Here is a 15,420-nt window from a genome sequence, read left to right as displayed (position 1 = left end):
GTACCGCGGGAGCATTGTCGGCGAGGATCGTATCGCTTATCGTATACGACACTCCCGACGCTGTGAGGTGCCCCGTGACCGCCCCCACGACCCTGATCGCCCGGGACTTCACCGAGTTCCGCACCGTGGTTTCGCAGTCCTTCGTGCCGTTGCACGTGACCGCGGGCGCCGCCGGAGCCGGGGACGGGTTCCGCGGCCGGATCCGGTCGTCGAACGCCGACGAGGTGCAGGTCTCCGAGATCACCGCGTCCGCGCACGTCGTCGAGCGCACGCCCGAGCTGATCGCGCGCGGAGAGCGCCGCTACTACAAGCTCAGCCTGATCCTGGCCGGCACCGGCCTGCTGGTACAGGACGACCGGCAGGCCGTGCTGCGGCCCGGCGACGTCGCGCTGTATGACACCCACCGGCCGTACTCGCTGGTGTTCGAAGAGGACTTCCGCACCCTCGTGGTGATGTTCCCGCAGCGGCTGATCGACCTGCCCGCCGACCTCGTCGGGCGGCTCACCGCGGTGCGCATGTCGGGCAAGGAGGGCGTCGGCAACGTCGTCGTGCCCTACCTCGCCCAGCTCGGCAGCAACCTCGACCAGCTCGGCGGCCCGGCGGGCGCGCGGCTGGCGCAGAGCGCCGTCGACCTGCTCGCCACCATGCTCGCCACCGAACTCGACCTCGCGCACACCCACGCCGACCCGCACCACGAGCTGATGCGCCGGATCCGCGCGCACATCGACGCGAACCTGCACTCCCCCGAGCTGAACCCGGCGCGGATCGCCGCCGAGCACTTCATCTCGACCCGGCACCTGCACGGGCTGTTCCAGGAGCAGGGCACCACCGTGGCCGGCTGGATCCGGACCCGGCGGCTCGAGCACTGCCGCCGCGACCTGCTCGACCCGGTGCACGCCGGGCGCCCGGTCGCGGCCATCGCCGCGCGGTGGGGATTTGTCGACGCCGCGCATTTCAGCCGGGTGTTCAAAACGGCGTTCGGCCGCGCGCCGAGCGAACTGCGCCGGGAGTTGACCGTCAGCGACCGGCTCTTGCCGCCCAGCGCGTGACCGCTCGCCGGGCGGGCCCCGCGGCCCGACGATGAGGCCATGCCCGAAGCCCCTTCCGACGGCTGGCGCACCTACGACGAGTTCGCCGCCGGCATCGCCACCTACCGCCTGCCCGACGCCGACCTCACCGGCCGCTCGGTCACCGTCACCCTCGACGACGGCGCCGAACTGGCGCTGGTCTTCGAAGACGCGGAGCACGCCACCTGCAACGGGGTCAAGGATCCCTACGACGCCGTCGCCGTCCGCGAGGACGTGTACTTCGTCAATCTGCCGCTCACCAGCGTCGAAGGTGAAGCGCTGACGGTCGTTTATTCGACCTCGACCCATCGCGCGCTCGCCGTCCGCTCGGTGATCGGTGCCGAGGAGGTCGACGGTGTTCCCCGGGTGTCCCAAAGCTTTCAGGCCGGGACGATCGACGGGGGCCCGCCGTCCGGCACCGCGCCCGGGCCGTCGCGGGACCTGATCGGCAAGCGCAACCTCTACCGCTACAGCCCCGATCACCTGTACGAGCACGTCTACGTCTCGTCCGGGCGTTATGCCTGGCAGTGCCTCGAAGGCGTGCAGCGCGGCCACGGCGACATGGACCTGTCCACGGTGTGGAAGTTCTCCGACGGCCTTTACCTGTTCTGCTTCCGCGAGTTCCGGATCGCGGTGGCCAGCGTGTGGCTGCACGACCTCGGTTACGCGCTGCGCACCACCGGCGTTTTCCTCGGCCTCACCGGCGACGGCCGGTCCGAGCACTCCCGCGCCGGCGGCCACGTCTACCCCCTCGGCTCGGTCGCCTACCCCGACGCCCAGCCCGTCTGAAGGAGCCTCCCCCGTGTCCAATATGGACGTCATCAGCGCGCACTACGCGGCCAGCGACCGCGGCGACCTGGTCGGCATGCTCGCCCCGATCGGCACCGGTACGAAGTGGACGGAGGCCGCCGGGTTTCCTTACGCCGGAACCTATACCGGCCCCGACGAAGTCCGTGAGCACGTCTTCGAAGCGATCGGACGGGACTGGGAGGGCTACCGCTTCACCCTCGCCGACCAGCTCGACGCGGGCGACACCGTGGTCGGCCTCGGCACCTACACCGGCACCCACCGCGGCACCGGCAAGTCCTTCACCGCCCGCGTCGCCCACGTCTGGCGGTTCGCCGCGGGCGTGGTCGTGAGCTTCGAGCAGATCGTCGACTCCGCGCCCGTCGTGGCCGCCTTGGAGCAGTCATGAGAAAGACCTTCACCAGGAAGACGCTGCCCGCGCTGACACTCGCCGTGGTGCTGGCCACCGCCGGGTGCGCCGGGACCGGAGCCGGCACCGACGGGCCGATCGTGGTCGGCTCGGTCAACGCGCTCAGCGGCGCAGCCACCTTCCCGGAGGCGTCGCAGGCCGCGAAAGCCGTGTTCGACGCGGCCAACGCCGCCGGCGGTGTCAACGGCCGGAAGATCGAGTACCACGCGATCGACGACAAGGGCGACCCGGCGGCCGCCGCGGCAGCGGCGCGTGAACTGGTCGGCGGCGACGAGGCCGTGGCGCTCGTCGGCTCGTCGAGCCTGATCGAGTGCGAGATCAACACGAAGTACTACGAGCAGCAGAAGATCCTTTCGGTGCCGGGCATCGGCGTCGACCCGGCGTGCTTCTCCAGCCCGAACATCGCGCCGGCCAACGTCGGGCCGTTCCACGATATGACGCTGAGCCTGCTCTACGGCTCGGAAGTGCTGAAGCTGAACGACATCTGCGCGTTGCTGGAGATCGCGGGCAACACGCTCCCGGCGTACCAGGCGGCCATCGGCGAGTGGACCAGGATCACCGGCAAGAAGCTGAAGTACCTCGACTCGACCCTGCCCTACGGCGGCTCGGACTACACCTCCTCGATCGTCAAGGCCCGCGCCGCGGGCTGCAAGGCGATCACGGTCAACCCGGTGGAGCCCGACTCGATCGGCCAGCTCAAGGCCGCGCAGGCCCAGGGCTGGAACGACGTCACGTGGCTGCTGCTGACCAGCGTGTACAGCGAGAACTACGCCAAAGCGGTCTCGGACGCGGGCGCCGGGGTCTACGTGCCCGCCGAGTTCTACCCGTACACCGACGCCGGCAGCCCACAGACGAAAGACTGGCGCGAGCTGATGACGAAGAACCGGATCCCGCTGACCGCGTTCTCCCAGGGTGGTTATCTGGCGGCGAAGTACTTCCTTCAGGTCATCAAGGGAATCAAGGGCGACGTCACCCGCGAGTCGGTGACCAAGGCGCTGCACGAGATGAAACCCGTCAGTGACCCGATGGCGGGCACGCCGTACCTGTTCGGCCCGGCCGCCGCCCACCACGACAACACCGCGGGCTGGCCGATCGAGCTGGCCACCGGCAGCAACCAGTGGAAGCTGGCCGCGCGGGACTGGCTGCGGATCCCCCAATCCTGATCCCCAGTCCCGCTCTGCCCGTGATGCCCTGAAGGCCACCTTCAGGGTCGTATATGCCCTCAAGGTGGCCTTCAGGGCACGTCAGAACAGGAGGACGTCGATGCTGCAGGGTGCTCTGGCCGGCCTGGCCGCCGGCGGGCTCTACGCGGTGCTCGCGGTGTGCCTGACCCTGATGTCGCGGCTGGTGCGGGTGGTCAACTTCGCGCAGTCCGCCACCGGGATGTTCGGCTGCTACGTCGCCGTGTTCCTCTCGATCCACTTAGGACTCCCCGAGTGGCTGGCCACCGTGGCCGGGATCGTGCTCGGGGGCGCGCTGAGCGCGGTGCTCGGCTGGATCGTGTCGACCTGGCTCGCCGAGGCGGACACCGGGACGCGGTCGGCGGTCACCGTCGCCGTGCTCCTGCTGCTCATCTCGCTGGCGTTCATCCTGTTCGGCACCAAGCCGCAGCCGTTCCACCCGCTGCTGGCCGGGCCGGCGTTCACCGTCGGCGGTGTAGTGGTCAGCCAGGTCACCGTGGTCACCGTCGTATTGGCCGTGCTGGTGGCGCTGGGCTGCCGGGCGGTGCTGGCGCGCACCACGCTCGGCGTCCGGCTGCGGGCGCTGTCGGAGCGGCCGACGACGGCGGAGCTGCTGGGCATCCCGGCCCGGCCGCTGTCGGTCGGCGTCTGGACAGTCACCGGGGTGATCGCGACGCTCGCCGTGTCGATCGTCGCGCCGTCGCAGTCGAACGACCCGACGTCGCTGGCCATGCTGGTGGTCCCGGCGGCCGCGGCCGCGCTGCTCGGCGGGTTCCGGCGGCTCGACCTCGCCGTCGCGGGCGGGCTGGTGCTGGGCATGGCCCAGGGCGCGGTCGCCCAGTCCGACCGGCTGTCGGTGCTGCGGTACTTCCTCCCGTTCCTGGTCATCGTGGCGCTGCTGCTGTGGACACAGCGCAAGGAGGTGTGGGATGCGGCTCGCTGAAAGCCCGCTCGGCCGGTTCGGGCTGCCGTTGGCCGTCGCCGCGGCCGCCGTCACGATCGGCTACGCGCTGAGCGTGGGGCTGGCCGGGTACTTCGTCTATCTCGGCCTGAGCGCCGTGGTCGCGGCGATCGCCCTGCTCGGCCTCGGCGTGGTGACCGGCACGGCGGGGATGATCTCGCTGTGCCAGCTGACTTTCGGCGCGGTCGGCGCGTTTGTCGTGTCGGCGTGCAACGTCGCGGGCGTGCCCGGCGGGTTCGTCGTCTGGCTGCTGCTGGGCGGGCTGGCCGCGGCGGCCGCCGGAGTGCTCGTCGGGCTGCCCGCGTTACGGCTGCGCGGCATCACCCTGGCCGTGGTCACCCTCGGGCTCGCCGCGGCCGCCGACCTGACGCTGGTGCAGATCCAGTTCCCCGGCGCGACCGCGGGCTTGGCGGTCGAGCGGCCGGACGCGTTCTCCGACGACCGCTCGTACTTCCTGTTCGCGGTGCTGGTGCTGGTCGCCTGCGGGCTGGTGGTGCACTTCCTGCGCCGCGGCCGCTGGGGCAGCAGCTGGCAGCTGGTGGCCTTCTCCGAGCGGGGCACCGCCGCGGTCGGCGCCGGGGTGCGGACGTCCAAGCTGACGGCGTTCGCGGTCAGCGCCGCGCTCGGCGGGATCAGCGGCGGGCTGCTCACCGGGCAGGTCGGGCTGGCGTTCCCGGCGAGCTTCACCGCGATCCAGTCGCTCGCGCTGTACGTGCTGGCGATCATGTCCGGCGCGCACCTGATCGACATGGCGGTGTTCGGCGCGCTGCTCTGGGTGGCGGTGCCGGAGCTGCTGAAGCGCTGGGGCGTGCCACAGGACTGGGGGTTCGTGGTGTTCGGCGTGCTGGGCGTGCAGGCGCTGGCCGGGCGCGGCAACCTCGGCACAGCCTGGCGGAACCTCTGGTACCGCCGCCGCTCCCGCGTCCCGGCCGGCCCCGGCCTCACCCCGGACCTCGCCGACGTCGAGCCGCTGCCGCCCGGCGACCCGGTACTGGAGGTGCGCGGGCTGAGCGTGAGCTTCGGTCACGTCCACGCACTGTCCGATGTGGACATCTGCGTGCCGGAACACGGGATACTGGGCGTGATCGGGCCGAACGGGGCCGGCAAGTCCACATTGGTCGACGTGATCAGCGGGTTCCTGCCCCGGGCCACGGGCACGGTCACCCTCGGCGGGCGTCCGCTGACCGGCTCCCCCACCCGGCGGTCCCGAGCCGGGCTGCGGCGGACGTTCCAGCAGGACCGCGTCCCGCCCGGCCTGACGGTCGGCGCGTACGTCCGGTTCGTCGCCCGGCGCCGGCTCACCGGGTCTGAAGTGGCCGAAGCACTCGAGTACTTCGGCTGCCCACCGGCCCGGACGCCACTGTCGCGAGTGGACGCCGGGGCGCGGCGGCTCGTCGAGGTCGTGGGCCACCTGCTGGCCCGGCCGCGGGTGCTGCTGCTCGACGAGCCGGCGGCCGGCCTGCCGCACGAGGAGCACGTCGCGTTCGGGCGGCGGCTGCGGCAGGTGCCGGCGCGGTTCGGGGTGTCGGTGCTGCTCATCGAGCACGACCTCGACCTCGTGCGCTCGGTGTGCGACCGCCTGACCGTGCTCGATTTCGGGGCGGTGCTGGCCAGCGGTCCGCAGGCCGAGGTGCTGGCCGACCCGGCCGTGCTGAAGGCGTACATGGGCGAAACGGAGCTGCTGTGAACGCGCTGCGGGTGACCGGCCTGACCGTGCGGCGCGGGGCAGGCCCGGTGATCCGGGACGTCGACCTCGTCCTCGAACCGGGCCGCATCACGGCGCTGGTCGGGCCGAACGGGGCCGGGAAGACCAGCCTGCTGGAAGCCGTGTCGGGAGTGGTCGCGCCGTCCGCGGGCAGCGTGCACCTCGGCGGGGTGAACGTCACGCGGCACTCGCGGGTGGCGCGGGCGCGGCTCGGGCTGGCGCACATCGAGCAGGGCCGGGCGGTGTTCCCCGGGCTGACGGTGCTGGAGAACCTCCGCCTGACCGCCCGCACCCCGGCCCGCCTCGACGAGGTGCTGGAGCTGTTCCCCGAACTGGCCAAACGGCGCGACTCCCCCGCCGCCCTGCTGTCCGGCGGCGAGCAGCAGATGGTGGTGCTGGCCCGCGCGTTCGCCGCGCGCCCCGCGTTCCTGCTCATCGACGAGATGTCGCTGGGCCTCGCGCCGGTCGTCTTCACCCGCCTGCTGCCGGTGGTCAGCCGGTTCGCGGCCGAGGGGGCGGCGATCCTGCTGGTGGAGCAGTTCACGCACCTCGCGCTCGGCGTCGCCCAGGAGGCACTGGTGGTCTCTTCCGGCCGCGTCACGTATGCGGGCGACGCGCAGACGCTGCTGGACTTGGCTGGCACGCTGCATGCCGCTTATTTGGGGACATGACTCGACTTTGCCGGCGTCTACGGGAATTGGCTTAGCCGCTTGTCAAGAAGTCCCGCCGCTGAGATCGACCTGAATGAAGATGTCATCGTTCTGGAGTTGCAGCTCGCATCCGGGCCCGTTACCGAATCCGTTGCTCCTGCTTTACGGAGTGCCAGACGAGGAGGCCGATCACGACCGTGAGGTTGTGGCGCAGTAGCCAGGGCCAGCGCCTGGTGGGCGGTCGGACGTCGTTCCGGGTCTATCTCCAGCAGCCGGGTGACCAGCGGGGTGAGTTCCGCGGCGCCCGGAACTCGTCGTAGGCGATGATTGAAGACGTCTACCCGTCGTCGGCGGAGAGCATGATGTTGCCCGGCTTGACGTCACGGTGCACCAGGCCCGCGTCGTGCGCCTCGATGAGCGCGCGCAGCATCGCCAGCGCGATCTTCCGGACCAGGTCGGCAGGCAACGGCTCCAGCCTGCCTTTACGAGCTTCCCTGGCTGTGCGCTCCAGCCGTTCACCTTGCTGCGAACCGGCGGCCGCGCCGGCCTACGAACTGCCCAACCGGTCGATGTTGACGTCGACGAACCATCTGCCGCTCTCGTATTCAACCCAGAGAGGATCACCTCCACTCTCGGAACCCACCATGAAGTACACCTCGGCACTGTCAGAATTCGGACTGATCTCGACTTTTCCGATACTGATTTTTTTCACCAGCTCGAGCCGATCGGCGGAAATGGTGGCGAATACGTGACTTGCCAGGTATTCGGCGCACCCGTCGACGTAGCTCACATCCCTCTTGCTTTGTCTCACGAAAGCGCAGGTGCGTGGGCCGTCCTTGGCGGAAAATGCTTCCATATAAGCTGTCACAGCCGCCCGGACGCCATCTTCATTGCGCTCGGTCCCAATCTTCGCGGGATCCGTCGGACCGCTCGCTGCGACCACGACTCCCGTCGTGCCGGCTCCGATCGCGAGCAAACCGGCCACGATCCAGCCACCCGTGCTGATACGAGTGCGTCGGGACTTGTCGATGTTCCCGGCGGCGATATCGCTGCGCGACATCGCCAGATTTCCCCCGGCGCTGACGTTCGCCTGCTGGCCGGTCGCAGCTTGCCCTGCGGGTCCGCGGGCGCCGAACACGGCGTGCACTGCCCAGTACAGCTCGGCCCGAAAGGCCTCGTCGGAGGCCGCCGACTCCGCCAGAGCCGACGCGGCCATGCCGCGCCTTCCCGGGTCACGCGGCTGCTCCTCCAAGCCTGTGAGGACAGCGGCACCCAAGCCGGTCTGACGGAGGCGCTGCGTCACCACCCGGCGTAGGCCGGCAACCGCCTCGTCGTCCGGCCCGCTCGCCGCTCCGGCAGCGGCACCCGCCATCTGGTCCGCGGCCACCTCGATCGCCTGGCCCGCCAGTATCACCACGTCCATTACTTCCCCTCCCCGAAAAATGCGATGAACGATCACTTTCACTCCGGCGAACGCGAGATCGTTTCAGATCTGTGGTGGCCCGGCACTCAGGTGCCGTGCTTGCCGTGGTGCGGGCACACCATTCCTTTGCCGGCGCACGCGGAGCAGGTGGTGATCACGCCGCCGCTTCCCTTACACGCGCGACAGGTCAGCAGCGGCCGGTTGCATCCGATCCTGCGGCATTTCATGTCGCAACCTCCTTGACCTCGCGTTTCGTTGATGCGGCCAGCCTGTCGGCCGGCCGTGCGCAGCTCAATGCCGTGAACCGGCAACGTCCCCGGCCATAGGTTGCCGGTGCTGCCGATAAGGTCCACGCGGGGAGCGGGACACCAACAGGAGGGCGCGATCGTGGCGAGCACGTTCCAGGAGGTGTTGCGCGAGCTTCGGGGCCGCGCCGCGATGACCCAGGAAGACCTGGCCGGCCGCTCGGGGGTCAGTGTGCGCACGATTCGTGGTTTCGAACGCGGTGAACGCACAAATCCGCAGACGGCCACCGTGAAACTGCTCGCGGACGCGCTGGCATTGTCGGCGAACGAGCAGAAGGAGTTCTTCGCCCTTGCCGCCGGTCCGGAAAAAGAGGACTCCAGCGGCGAGGTCGCAGCCAGTCCGGCGGAACCGATCGTGCCCCGGCGACCGCGGCAATCGGATCACCTGGCGCTGGCTGCCGAGGAACTCGCGATGGGTGTCGGGATCCGTTTGCGGCGCGCGTATGAACATCAGCAGATGCACGACCCGTTCCCGCTGCCGGTCCGCTGGACGCACGTCTCCGGGGTGCTCAGCGATCACGCCGGCAACATCCACGCCCAGCCGGACGGCGAACCCGCCGCCGACGTCGACCTCGTCGGCGGGTTCGGCCAGATCGCCGAGATCTACCGGCGGGTGCCGTCCGGCCGGCTGGTGGTGCTCGGCGACGGCGGTTCCGGGAAGACGATGCTGGCCACGCGGTTGACGCTGGACCTGCTCAGGGAACGCGAGCAGGCGCAACCGGTTCCGGTGACCGTCAGCGTCGCTTCGTGGGATCCCACCCGAAGCCGGTTTCGCGACTGGCTCAGCGGGCTGCTGATCCGCGACCACCCCGGCCTCGCCAGGACCACGTCCGGCGGGCTGACCCTGTCCGCCGCGCTCGTCGAGACCGACATGATCCTGCCCGTTCTCGACGGATTCGACGAGATCGCCAAGGGCCTGCGGGGACCGGCGCTGCAGGCGCTCAACCGGGCCGCGCTCCCTGTGGTGTTGACGAGCCGTCCCGCGGAATACGAGGACGCCGTCACCGTCACCGATGTGCTGACCGCCGCCGCTGTGGTCCGGCTCGGCACCCTGACCCCAGCCGATCTGGCCCACTACCTGCCGCGTGCGACGCGCGGCAACCCCGGCACGGCCCCCGGCGCCGTTGCCGAGACCCGGTGGCATCCGGTGGTCGCCGAATTGACAGCCGACACCCCAGGGCCTGGTGCCCGGAACGTCAACTCCGCGCTGAGCACCCCGCTGATGGTCTCCCTGGCCCGATCGATCTACAGCGACACCCCGGGGCGAGATCCGGCCGATCTCCTTGACACCGATCGGTTCCCCACCGCCGCCGCCGTCGAGGATCATCTGCTCGGCAGCTACGTGCCGGCCCTGTACGGGGACCGGTCATCGGCGGAGGCGAACGGGCGCGACCAGGACTGGCATCTGGACCAGGTCCTGCGGTGGCTCAACTACCTCGCGCGGCACGGGATCACCCGGCAGGAGTCCGGCATCGCGTGGTGGGGGCTCGGCACCGCACTGCCCATCTGGTCGCGCGCCATCGTCGTCGGGCTCGTCTCCCTGTTCACCATCACGCTGGTTTACGTCGTCATCGGCGCTCCCCTGTCCATGGTCATCTACGGCGGGGCATTCGCGGACACGCTGCGGCTCCAGTTCGTCAACGGGTTCCTCAACGCGTCGGTGGCCGGGCCAGTGCTCGGGCTGGCTTACGGCCTCGTGCACCACTTCCGGGTGATCACGCCGGTCCCGTCGCGCATCCGCGTCCGGATCGGACGGGGCCTGCCCCCGGGCGCGATCCCGCTGGCGCAGGTGCGCACCAGGGTCGTCACCGCGTTCATCGGCGGTCTCGTGTTCGGCGGGGCCGTGGGCGCTCTGGGCGCCGTGACCCTGCACAGCACGATGGTCAGCACCTTGTCGGCCGCGGCCGAACTCGGCGCCATGTTCGGCGGCATGTTCAGTATCGCGGCGGCCGCGGCCATCGGACTGGTGTCCTGGTTCGAGTCACCCGCCGACGCCGACTCGGCGGCGAGCCCGGTCGACTCGGTCAAGACCAACCGCGACGCGGTACTCACCCAGATGCTGCTGGGCGGGCTCATCTTCGGGCTCGTCGTGGGGCTGGGCACCTACGCGACGGGAGACGTCTTCTACACCGTGATCCACGACGTCGCCCCCCGGCTGACCGACGGAATATCCTTCACCCGCCCGGCAAACGCCCTCGGCGCCGGCATCTTGAACTGGTTCTTCGGCGCGCTCGCCTACGCCGTCACCCTCACCGCCTGGGGCCAATGGGCGATCCTGGCCCGCCTGTGGCTCCCCCTCACCGGACGACTGCCCTGGCGGCTGCTCGTTTTCCTCGAAGACGCGTACCAGCGCGGAGTGCTACGCCAATCCGGCCCCGTCTGGGAATTCCGGCACGATCGGCTCCAGCGGCACCTCGCCGAGACCGGCCCGCGGACCATCCAGCCGAGGCCGGACCAGAGGTGAAGAGCAGCTGTGCAAAGCATGAGGGGAAACCACTGGCCGTGCAGTGGATTCCAGAGCGGCGAAGGTGGTCAGCGGCTGAAGGGCCGCGCTGGGGGACACAAGCCGGTCTCTGCCGGTAACAGCGGGCCGCCGGCGGCCGACTGCGAGGTGACGTCCTGCCCCAAGGAGGAACCACGCTATGGCAACGCCCTCACCTGACGGTCGGAAGTACGTACGGCTCACCGTCGACATCTGGTACGACGCCGGCACCAAGCGGGTCCACCTGAACAGCAGTGACCCCGACTTGCCGAAGACCGGTCTGGCCACGGACTTCAAGCCTGGCACCCAAGCCGATCGCAACGCCCGCGCGCTCCTGGCGAGGTTCGGCAAGCTGCCGGACGGCGTGTGAGATTCGATGTGCGGTGTTCACGCCGGTGGCGGCCCAAGCCGCGACCTGAAGGTCCGGACCAGGTCAGCAGTCCACAGTTCCGGGATCTCCCACGGGATGAAGTGGCCGCCCCTGGGATGGGCCGCGATGTTGACGTGGTTGTACCAAGCCGCACGGTCGCCGGCCAGGAACGATTCGACGCGCGCTTCGGAACCGGTGACGCCCGGCGGGTTCTCGTAATCGACGAACGTGATGCCGGTCGGGGCCTCGATGATCGGCGTCCGGTCGTGGGAGGGGGCCCAAGGGTATCGGTTGTTGTTGGCGTAGGTGCGGATCGAGCTGGCGATGGCGTTGCCGGTCCAGTAGATCGTCGCGTGGGTGAGGAGGTCGTCGCGGGTGAACACGCTGTAGATGTCTCCGCCGTTGTCCGACCACTTCATCCATCGTTCGAGAATCCAGGCCAGCATGCCGGCCGGGGAGTCGGCCAGTCCGTACCCGAGTGTGCTCGGCGCGAGCAGGTGCGCGGCGAGGTGCACCGCGAACCGCCGGTCGAGTTCGACCAGTCGCTCCCGCTGGTCATCGGGTAGCCCAGGCGGAATCGGCCTGCCGCCGGAGAAATCCCAGGCCCGGTCGCCGGTGAACAGGTCGAGTTTCAGGGCCGAGCCGATGTGGATGCCGTACAGCTCGTCGGCGTACTTGTGCCCGAGCTGTCCCGTGATGAGGGCACCGACGTCACAACCCGCCGCGGCGTACCGGGCATGGCCGAGCGTCCGGGTCATCAGTTCGTGCCAGACGTCCGCGATCTTCCAGAAGTTCATGTCCGGCCGGGTGGGCGTCGAGTACCCGAAGCCCGGCAATGACGGGACGATCACCTCGAAAGCGTCCGCCGGGTCACCGCCGAACGCGGCCGGGTCGGCGAGCCGGTCGATCACCTTCGACCAGTGCCAGAACGTCCACGGCCAGCCATGGCTGAGGATCAACGGCGTCGGATCGGGCCCGACGCCCGGCTTGCGCATGAAGTGGACGCGCGTGCCGGACACATCGACGAAATAGTGCTCGTAGGCATTCATCGCCCGCTCGGCGGCTCGCCAGTCGTACTCCTCGGCCCAGTACCGCACCAAGTCCTGGAGCAAGGCACTGGGAACGCCGTACCGCCCGTCCTCGTTCCCGGCGTCTTCCGGCCAGTTCGTGGCCCGCAGCCGCGACCGCAGATCCTCGAGAACCCGCTCCTCGACGGCGATCGGCTGGGGAGACAATGCGCTCACTTCCCGCTCCTCTCCTCGGATTCCTGCGCGAGCTGGACGATCTGGTCGAGTACCCCCGCGACGCTCAGCAGCCGGCAGCCGATCGATGAGACCGCGCAGCTGCTCCACCCGATCGGCATGACGCCGGGGCACGATCCGCGACAGGGTGTGCAGCACCGACAGCCATGCCGAAACCATATCGATCTTCGATCTAACTCGACGATCGAGGGCCTGGCCCCTCGTTGGCGCCCCCTGGTGCTCGTAACGCTTGGATCAGCCGACGGTTGGCCTGCTGCGCGGTCATCCCCCAGTCCCATTCGCTTTTGTGGAGCCGCAGGGAAACGACGCCGTGCCAGGCCGACCACAGCAGGAGCGCGGCGGCGAAGGGCGCGGCCGGGTCGACGAGCCGGGCGAGTTCCACGATGCGCGCCTGGAGCCTGGGGCCGTGCGTGGCCCTGGTCTCCGGCAGCGCGTCGGCGCTCTCGAACAAGAGCTGGTACGCACCCGGGTGGGCCGCGCCCCAGGCGATGTAGGCGTCACCGGCGACGACCAGCTGGTCGTCGGCTTCGCCCGCGGCGTCGAGGGCCGACTCCACCGCGTCGACCAGCGAGCCGTATTCGGCGTCGAGCACCGCCGAGCGCAGGTCCGCCTCGGAGGGAAAATGCCAGTACACGGCCGAAGGGGCCACCCCGCAGGTCCGGGCGATCGAGCGCAGCGACGGAACGGCCACCGCCTGGGGTTCCGCCAGCATGGCGATCGCGGCGGCCACCAGCTCGGCGCGCAGGTCCCGGTTGTCCACTTTGGTCACCGAGCCATTGAACACCTGTTCATGATAGCGTGCAATGAACAGGTGTTCAGGAAGGCGTGTTCAGGAAGGCGGTAGCGGCATGCTGCGACTGATGACGGTGATCCGGAAGCGCCCCGAGGTCTCCACCGAGGACTTCCGCCGTTTCATGGAACGGGAGTACGGGCCGACCTATGTGGCCCTCCCCCAGGTCAAGGAGTACGTGCAGTACTACCTGACGGACCTCGTGACCGACGGGCAGGAGGAGCCGATCGACGCCATCGTGCGGATCGGCTTCGAGTCGGAGGAGAAGATGCGCGAAGCCCTCGCGACCGAGGAGTACCGGAAGGCGCACGAACTGCGGACGGCCTACCTGCGGGAAACGTCCGTCGGCATCCATTCGGCCGTCCTGGACCGCCGGGTGCAGCTGGTCTAGCCAGGGGAAGTACGTCACGCCCCCGGAGCGTCACAGGCCGGCGCGTTCGAACGCCAGCGTCGGCAGGTCCACCGCGTGGGCGCCGCCGTCGGCGACCAGGACCGCGCCGGTGATGTACGAGGACTCGGCCGAGCCCAGGAACCGGACGATCGACGCGATCTCCGCGGGCTCGGCCGGGCGGCGCAGCGGGACCTCGGCCGTCACGCGGCGGTAGCCCTCGTCGTGGCCGCCGGTGAAGCCCGCCGCCGCGGCGAACTGGTCCATTTCCGCGTCGGCCATCGGGGTGCGGACCCAGCCGGGGCAGACCGCGTTCGCGCGCACGCCGCGTGGGCCGTAGTCGCGGGCGATCGAGCGGGTCAGGCCGATCAGCGCGTGCTTGGCCACGGTGTAGCCGGCCACGTTCGGCCCGGCGAACAGCCCGGCCAGCGACGACACCACCACGACCTGCCCGCCCGTCTCGACCAGCGACGGCAGCGCGGTCCGGCAGAACACGAACGCGCTCGACAGGTTCGACCGCAGCGCGAGTTCCCATTCCTCGTCACCGGTGTCGGTCACCGACGAAAGCCCGTGGCCGCCCGCGTTGGCGACGACGACGTCGAGCCGGCCGAACCGGGTGATGATCTCGGCGACGGCGTTCTCCGCGTCCTCGCGGGAACTCGCGTCGGCGGTGATGACGTGCGCGCCGGTCTCCGCGGCCACCTTCTCCAGTGGCTCGCGCCGCCGCCCCAGCACGACCACCTGGGCGCCGTCGCTCGCGTAGCGGCGGGCGACGGCGGCGCCGATTCCGGTGCCACCGCCGGTGATCGCGACGACCGGGCTGGTTGTGTCCACTGTGGATCCTCTCCTGGAAAAACTAAGCGGGAAACGCCGAACGGCCGGACATCCCGAAGTCGGCGAGCAGGGCCTGGCCGTTGACCGGCCGCGAAGCCGGGGACGCGAGGAACAGCACCTGCCGGGCGACGTCGTCGGCCGACTGCACCGGGAACGCGGGCGAATCGAGCACCGCGCCGAGGTCCGCGCGCGCCATCGGCGTGTCCACCACCGACGGGCACACGCAGTTGACCCGCACCCCCGGCAGCTCGACCGCCAGCGCCCGGGTCAGCGCCACCACCGCGCCCTTGGACGCACAGTACGGCGCCATGCCCGGGGCGGCCGTGAACGCCGAGTCACTGCCCAGCAGCACCACCGCGCCGCCCTCGGCCAGCCACGGCAGCGCGTGCTTGACCAGCAGGAACTGCCCGGTGACGTTGACCGCGAGCACCGCGGCCACCTCGGCGGCCGTGGTCCCGGCCAGCGGCTTGCCGACCGGGCCGGAGACCCCGGCGCAGCCGACCACGACGTCGAGCCCGCCGAACTGCCGGGCCACGGCGTCGACCGCGGCGGCCAGCCCGGGCTCGTCGGTCACGTCCGCGCGGACCGCGACGACGTCGCCTTCGAGCACCGGCGGGGGCTCCCGGTCGACCAGCCCGACGCGCGCGCCCTCGGTGAGGAACGCCCGCGCGCACGCCAGCCCGATGCCCGACGCCGCCCCGGTGACCAGCACGGCCCGGCCGGCGAGATCCGTTCGCATGCGCCCATCCTGACCGCGGGCGCCCGCCGCGCGGTTGGCCGCGAGCG

At 70.3% G+C, this 15,420-nt stretch carries 16 protein-coding genes; 10 read left to right on the top strand and 6 right to left on the bottom strand.

Annotated elements, in window-relative coordinates:
- Window positions 1-74: 74 nt before the first annotated feature.
- From OG943_RS07515 to OG943_RS07485, 7 genes are all read left to right on the top strand, one after another.
- The gene (locus OG943_RS07515; RefSeq protein WP_328608960.1) at window positions 75-1,049 is read left to right on the top strand and encodes a helix-turn-helix domain-containing protein; all 975 of its coding nucleotides are present in this window, start codon (window positions 75-77) and stop codon (window positions 1,047-1,049) included.
- A gap of 39 nt (window positions 1,050-1,088) precedes the next feature.
- Window positions 1,089-1,856 carry a MoaF C-terminal domain-containing protein gene (locus OG943_RS07510; RefSeq protein ID WP_328608959.1) on the top strand — a complete coding sequence of 256 codons (768 nt, stop codon included), beginning with the start codon at window positions 1,089-1,091 and terminating at the stop codon, window positions 1,854-1,856.
- Between the two features lie 13 nt (window positions 1,857-1,869).
- Entirely contained in the window at window positions 1,870-2,262 is a 393-nt protein-coding gene (locus OG943_RS07505) for a nuclear transport factor 2 family protein (protein WP_328608958.1), read from the top strand.
- The gene (locus tag OG943_RS07500) at window positions 2,259-3,446 is read left to right on the top strand and encodes an ABC transporter substrate-binding protein (protein WP_328608957.1); all 1,188 of its coding nucleotides are present in this window, start codon (window positions 2,259-2,261) and stop codon (window positions 3,444-3,446) included. Before OG943_RS07505 ends, OG943_RS07500 begins: the two co-directional genes overlap by 4 nt.
- 100 nt (window positions 3,447-3,546) lie before the next feature.
- Window positions 3,547-4,407, top strand: a complete 861-nt coding sequence (locus OG943_RS07495) for a branched-chain amino acid ABC transporter permease (protein WP_328608956.1) — start codon at window positions 3,547-3,549, stop codon at window positions 4,405-4,407.
- Window positions 4,394-6,112: a branched-chain amino acid ABC transporter ATP-binding protein/permease gene (locus tag OG943_RS07490; RefSeq protein ID WP_328608955.1), complete on the top strand. Its 1,719-nt coding sequence runs from the start codon at window positions 4,394-4,396 to the stop codon at window positions 6,110-6,112. Before OG943_RS07495 ends, OG943_RS07490 begins: the two co-directional genes overlap by 14 nt.
- The gene (locus tag OG943_RS07485) at window positions 6,109-6,801 is read left to right on the top strand and encodes an ABC transporter ATP-binding protein (protein ID WP_328608954.1); all 693 of its coding nucleotides are present in this window, start codon (window positions 6,109-6,111) and stop codon (window positions 6,799-6,801) included. The genes OG943_RS07490 and OG943_RS07485 overlap by 4 nt, the downstream gene beginning before the upstream one ends.
- Before the next feature lie 316 nt (window positions 6,802-7,117).
- On the opposite strand, the gene OG943_RS07480 is transcribed toward OG943_RS07485, so the two are convergent.
- Both OG943_RS07480 and OG943_RS07475 read right to left on the bottom strand, forming a co-directional pair.
- Window positions 7,118-7,291, bottom strand: coding sequence for a protein kinase domain-containing protein (locus OG943_RS07480; RefSeq protein WP_328612026.1), 174 nt, complete (start codon window positions 7,289-7,291; stop codon window positions 7,118-7,120).
- Between the two features lie 36 nt (window positions 7,292-7,327).
- On the bottom strand, window positions 7,328-8,203 hold the full coding sequence (locus OG943_RS07475; RefSeq protein WP_328608953.1) for a hypothetical protein: 876 nt from the start codon (window positions 8,201-8,203) through the stop codon (window positions 7,328-7,330).
- 387 nt (window positions 8,204-8,590) lie between these two features.
- Between OG943_RS07475 and OG943_RS07470 the strand changes: the two genes are divergently transcribed.
- Both OG943_RS07470 and OG943_RS07465 read left to right on the top strand, forming a co-directional pair.
- Window positions 8,591-10,972: a helix-turn-helix domain-containing protein gene (locus OG943_RS07470; protein ID WP_328608952.1), complete on the top strand. Its 2,382-nt coding sequence runs from the start codon at window positions 8,591-8,593 to the stop codon at window positions 10,970-10,972.
- Between the two features lie 178 nt (window positions 10,973-11,150).
- Complete coding sequence (locus OG943_RS07465) at window positions 11,151-11,360, top strand: hypothetical protein (protein WP_328608951.1); 210 nt, start codon at window positions 11,151-11,153, stop codon at window positions 11,358-11,360.
- Between the two features lie 17 nt (window positions 11,361-11,377).
- Here OG943_RS07465 and OG943_RS07460 read toward each other — a convergent pair whose 3' ends face one another.
- Both OG943_RS07460 and OG943_RS07455 read right to left on the bottom strand, forming a co-directional pair.
- Complete coding sequence (locus tag OG943_RS07460; protein ID WP_328608950.1) at window positions 11,378-12,604, bottom strand: epoxide hydrolase family protein; 1,227 nt, start codon at window positions 12,602-12,604, stop codon at window positions 11,378-11,380.
- Window positions 12,605-12,794: 190 nt separating this feature from the next.
- Window positions 12,795-13,391 carry a TetR/AcrR family transcriptional regulator gene (locus tag OG943_RS07455; protein ID WP_328608949.1) on the bottom strand — a complete coding sequence of 199 codons (597 nt, stop codon included), beginning with the start codon at window positions 13,389-13,391 and terminating at the stop codon, window positions 12,795-12,797.
- A 91-nt stretch (window positions 13,392-13,482) separates the two neighbouring features.
- On the opposite strand from OG943_RS07455, the gene OG943_RS07450 reads away from it, so the two are divergent.
- A complete protein-coding gene (locus OG943_RS07450) occupies window positions 13,483-13,803 on the top strand; it encodes an EthD domain-containing protein (protein ID WP_328608948.1) in 321 nt (106 codons plus the stop codon).
- 30 nt (window positions 13,804-13,833) lie between these two features.
- On the opposite strand, the gene OG943_RS07445 is transcribed toward OG943_RS07450, so the two are convergent.
- Entirely contained in the window at window positions 13,834-14,634 is an 801-nt protein-coding gene (locus OG943_RS07445; RefSeq protein ID WP_328608947.1) for an SDR family NAD(P)-dependent oxidoreductase, read from the bottom strand.
- A gap of 22 nt (window positions 14,635-14,656) precedes the next feature.
- Window positions 14,657-15,373: an SDR family NAD(P)-dependent oxidoreductase gene (locus tag OG943_RS07440; RefSeq protein ID WP_328608946.1), complete on the bottom strand. Its 717-nt coding sequence runs from the start codon at window positions 15,371-15,373 to the stop codon at window positions 14,657-14,659.
- Window positions 15,374-15,420 lie beyond the last annotated feature (47 nt).

Source organism: Amycolatopsis sp. NBC_00345, assembly GCF_036116635.1.
Classification (GTDB): Bacteria; Actinomycetota; Actinomycetes; order Mycobacteriales; family Pseudonocardiaceae; genus Amycolatopsis.
This window is presented reverse-complemented; position numbering and strand designations above follow the sequence as displayed.

Coding starts and splice junctions, on each gene's coding strand:
- OG943_RS07510 (WP_328608959.1), top strand. CDS start 1,089: ATGCCCGAAGCCCCTTCCGACGGCTGGCGCACCTACGACGAGTTCGCC.
- OG943_RS07500 (WP_328608957.1), top strand. CDS start 2,259: ATGAGAAAGACCTTCACCAGGAAGACGCTGCCCGCGCTGACACTCGCC.
- OG943_RS07495 (WP_328608956.1), top strand. CDS start 3,547: ATGCTGCAGGGTGCTCTGGCCGGCCTGGCCGCCGGCGGGCTCTACGCG.
- OG943_RS07490 (WP_328608955.1), top strand. CDS start 4,394: ATGCGGCTCGCTGAAAGCCCGCTCGGCCGGTTCGGGCTGCCGTTGGCC.
- OG943_RS07475 (WP_328608953.1), bottom strand. CDS start 8,203: ATGGACGTGGTGATACTGGCGGGCCAGGCGATCGAGGTGGCCGCGGAC.
- OG943_RS07465 (WP_328608951.1), top strand. CDS start 11,151: ATGGCAACGCCCTCACCTGACGGTCGGAAGTACGTACGGCTCACCGTC.
- OG943_RS07450 (WP_328608948.1), top strand. CDS start 13,483: ATGACGGTGATCCGGAAGCGCCCCGAGGTCTCCACCGAGGACTTCCGC.
- OG943_RS07440 (WP_328608946.1), bottom strand. CDS start 15,373: ATGCGAACGGATCTCGCCGGCCGGGCCGTGCTGGTCACCGGGGCGGCG.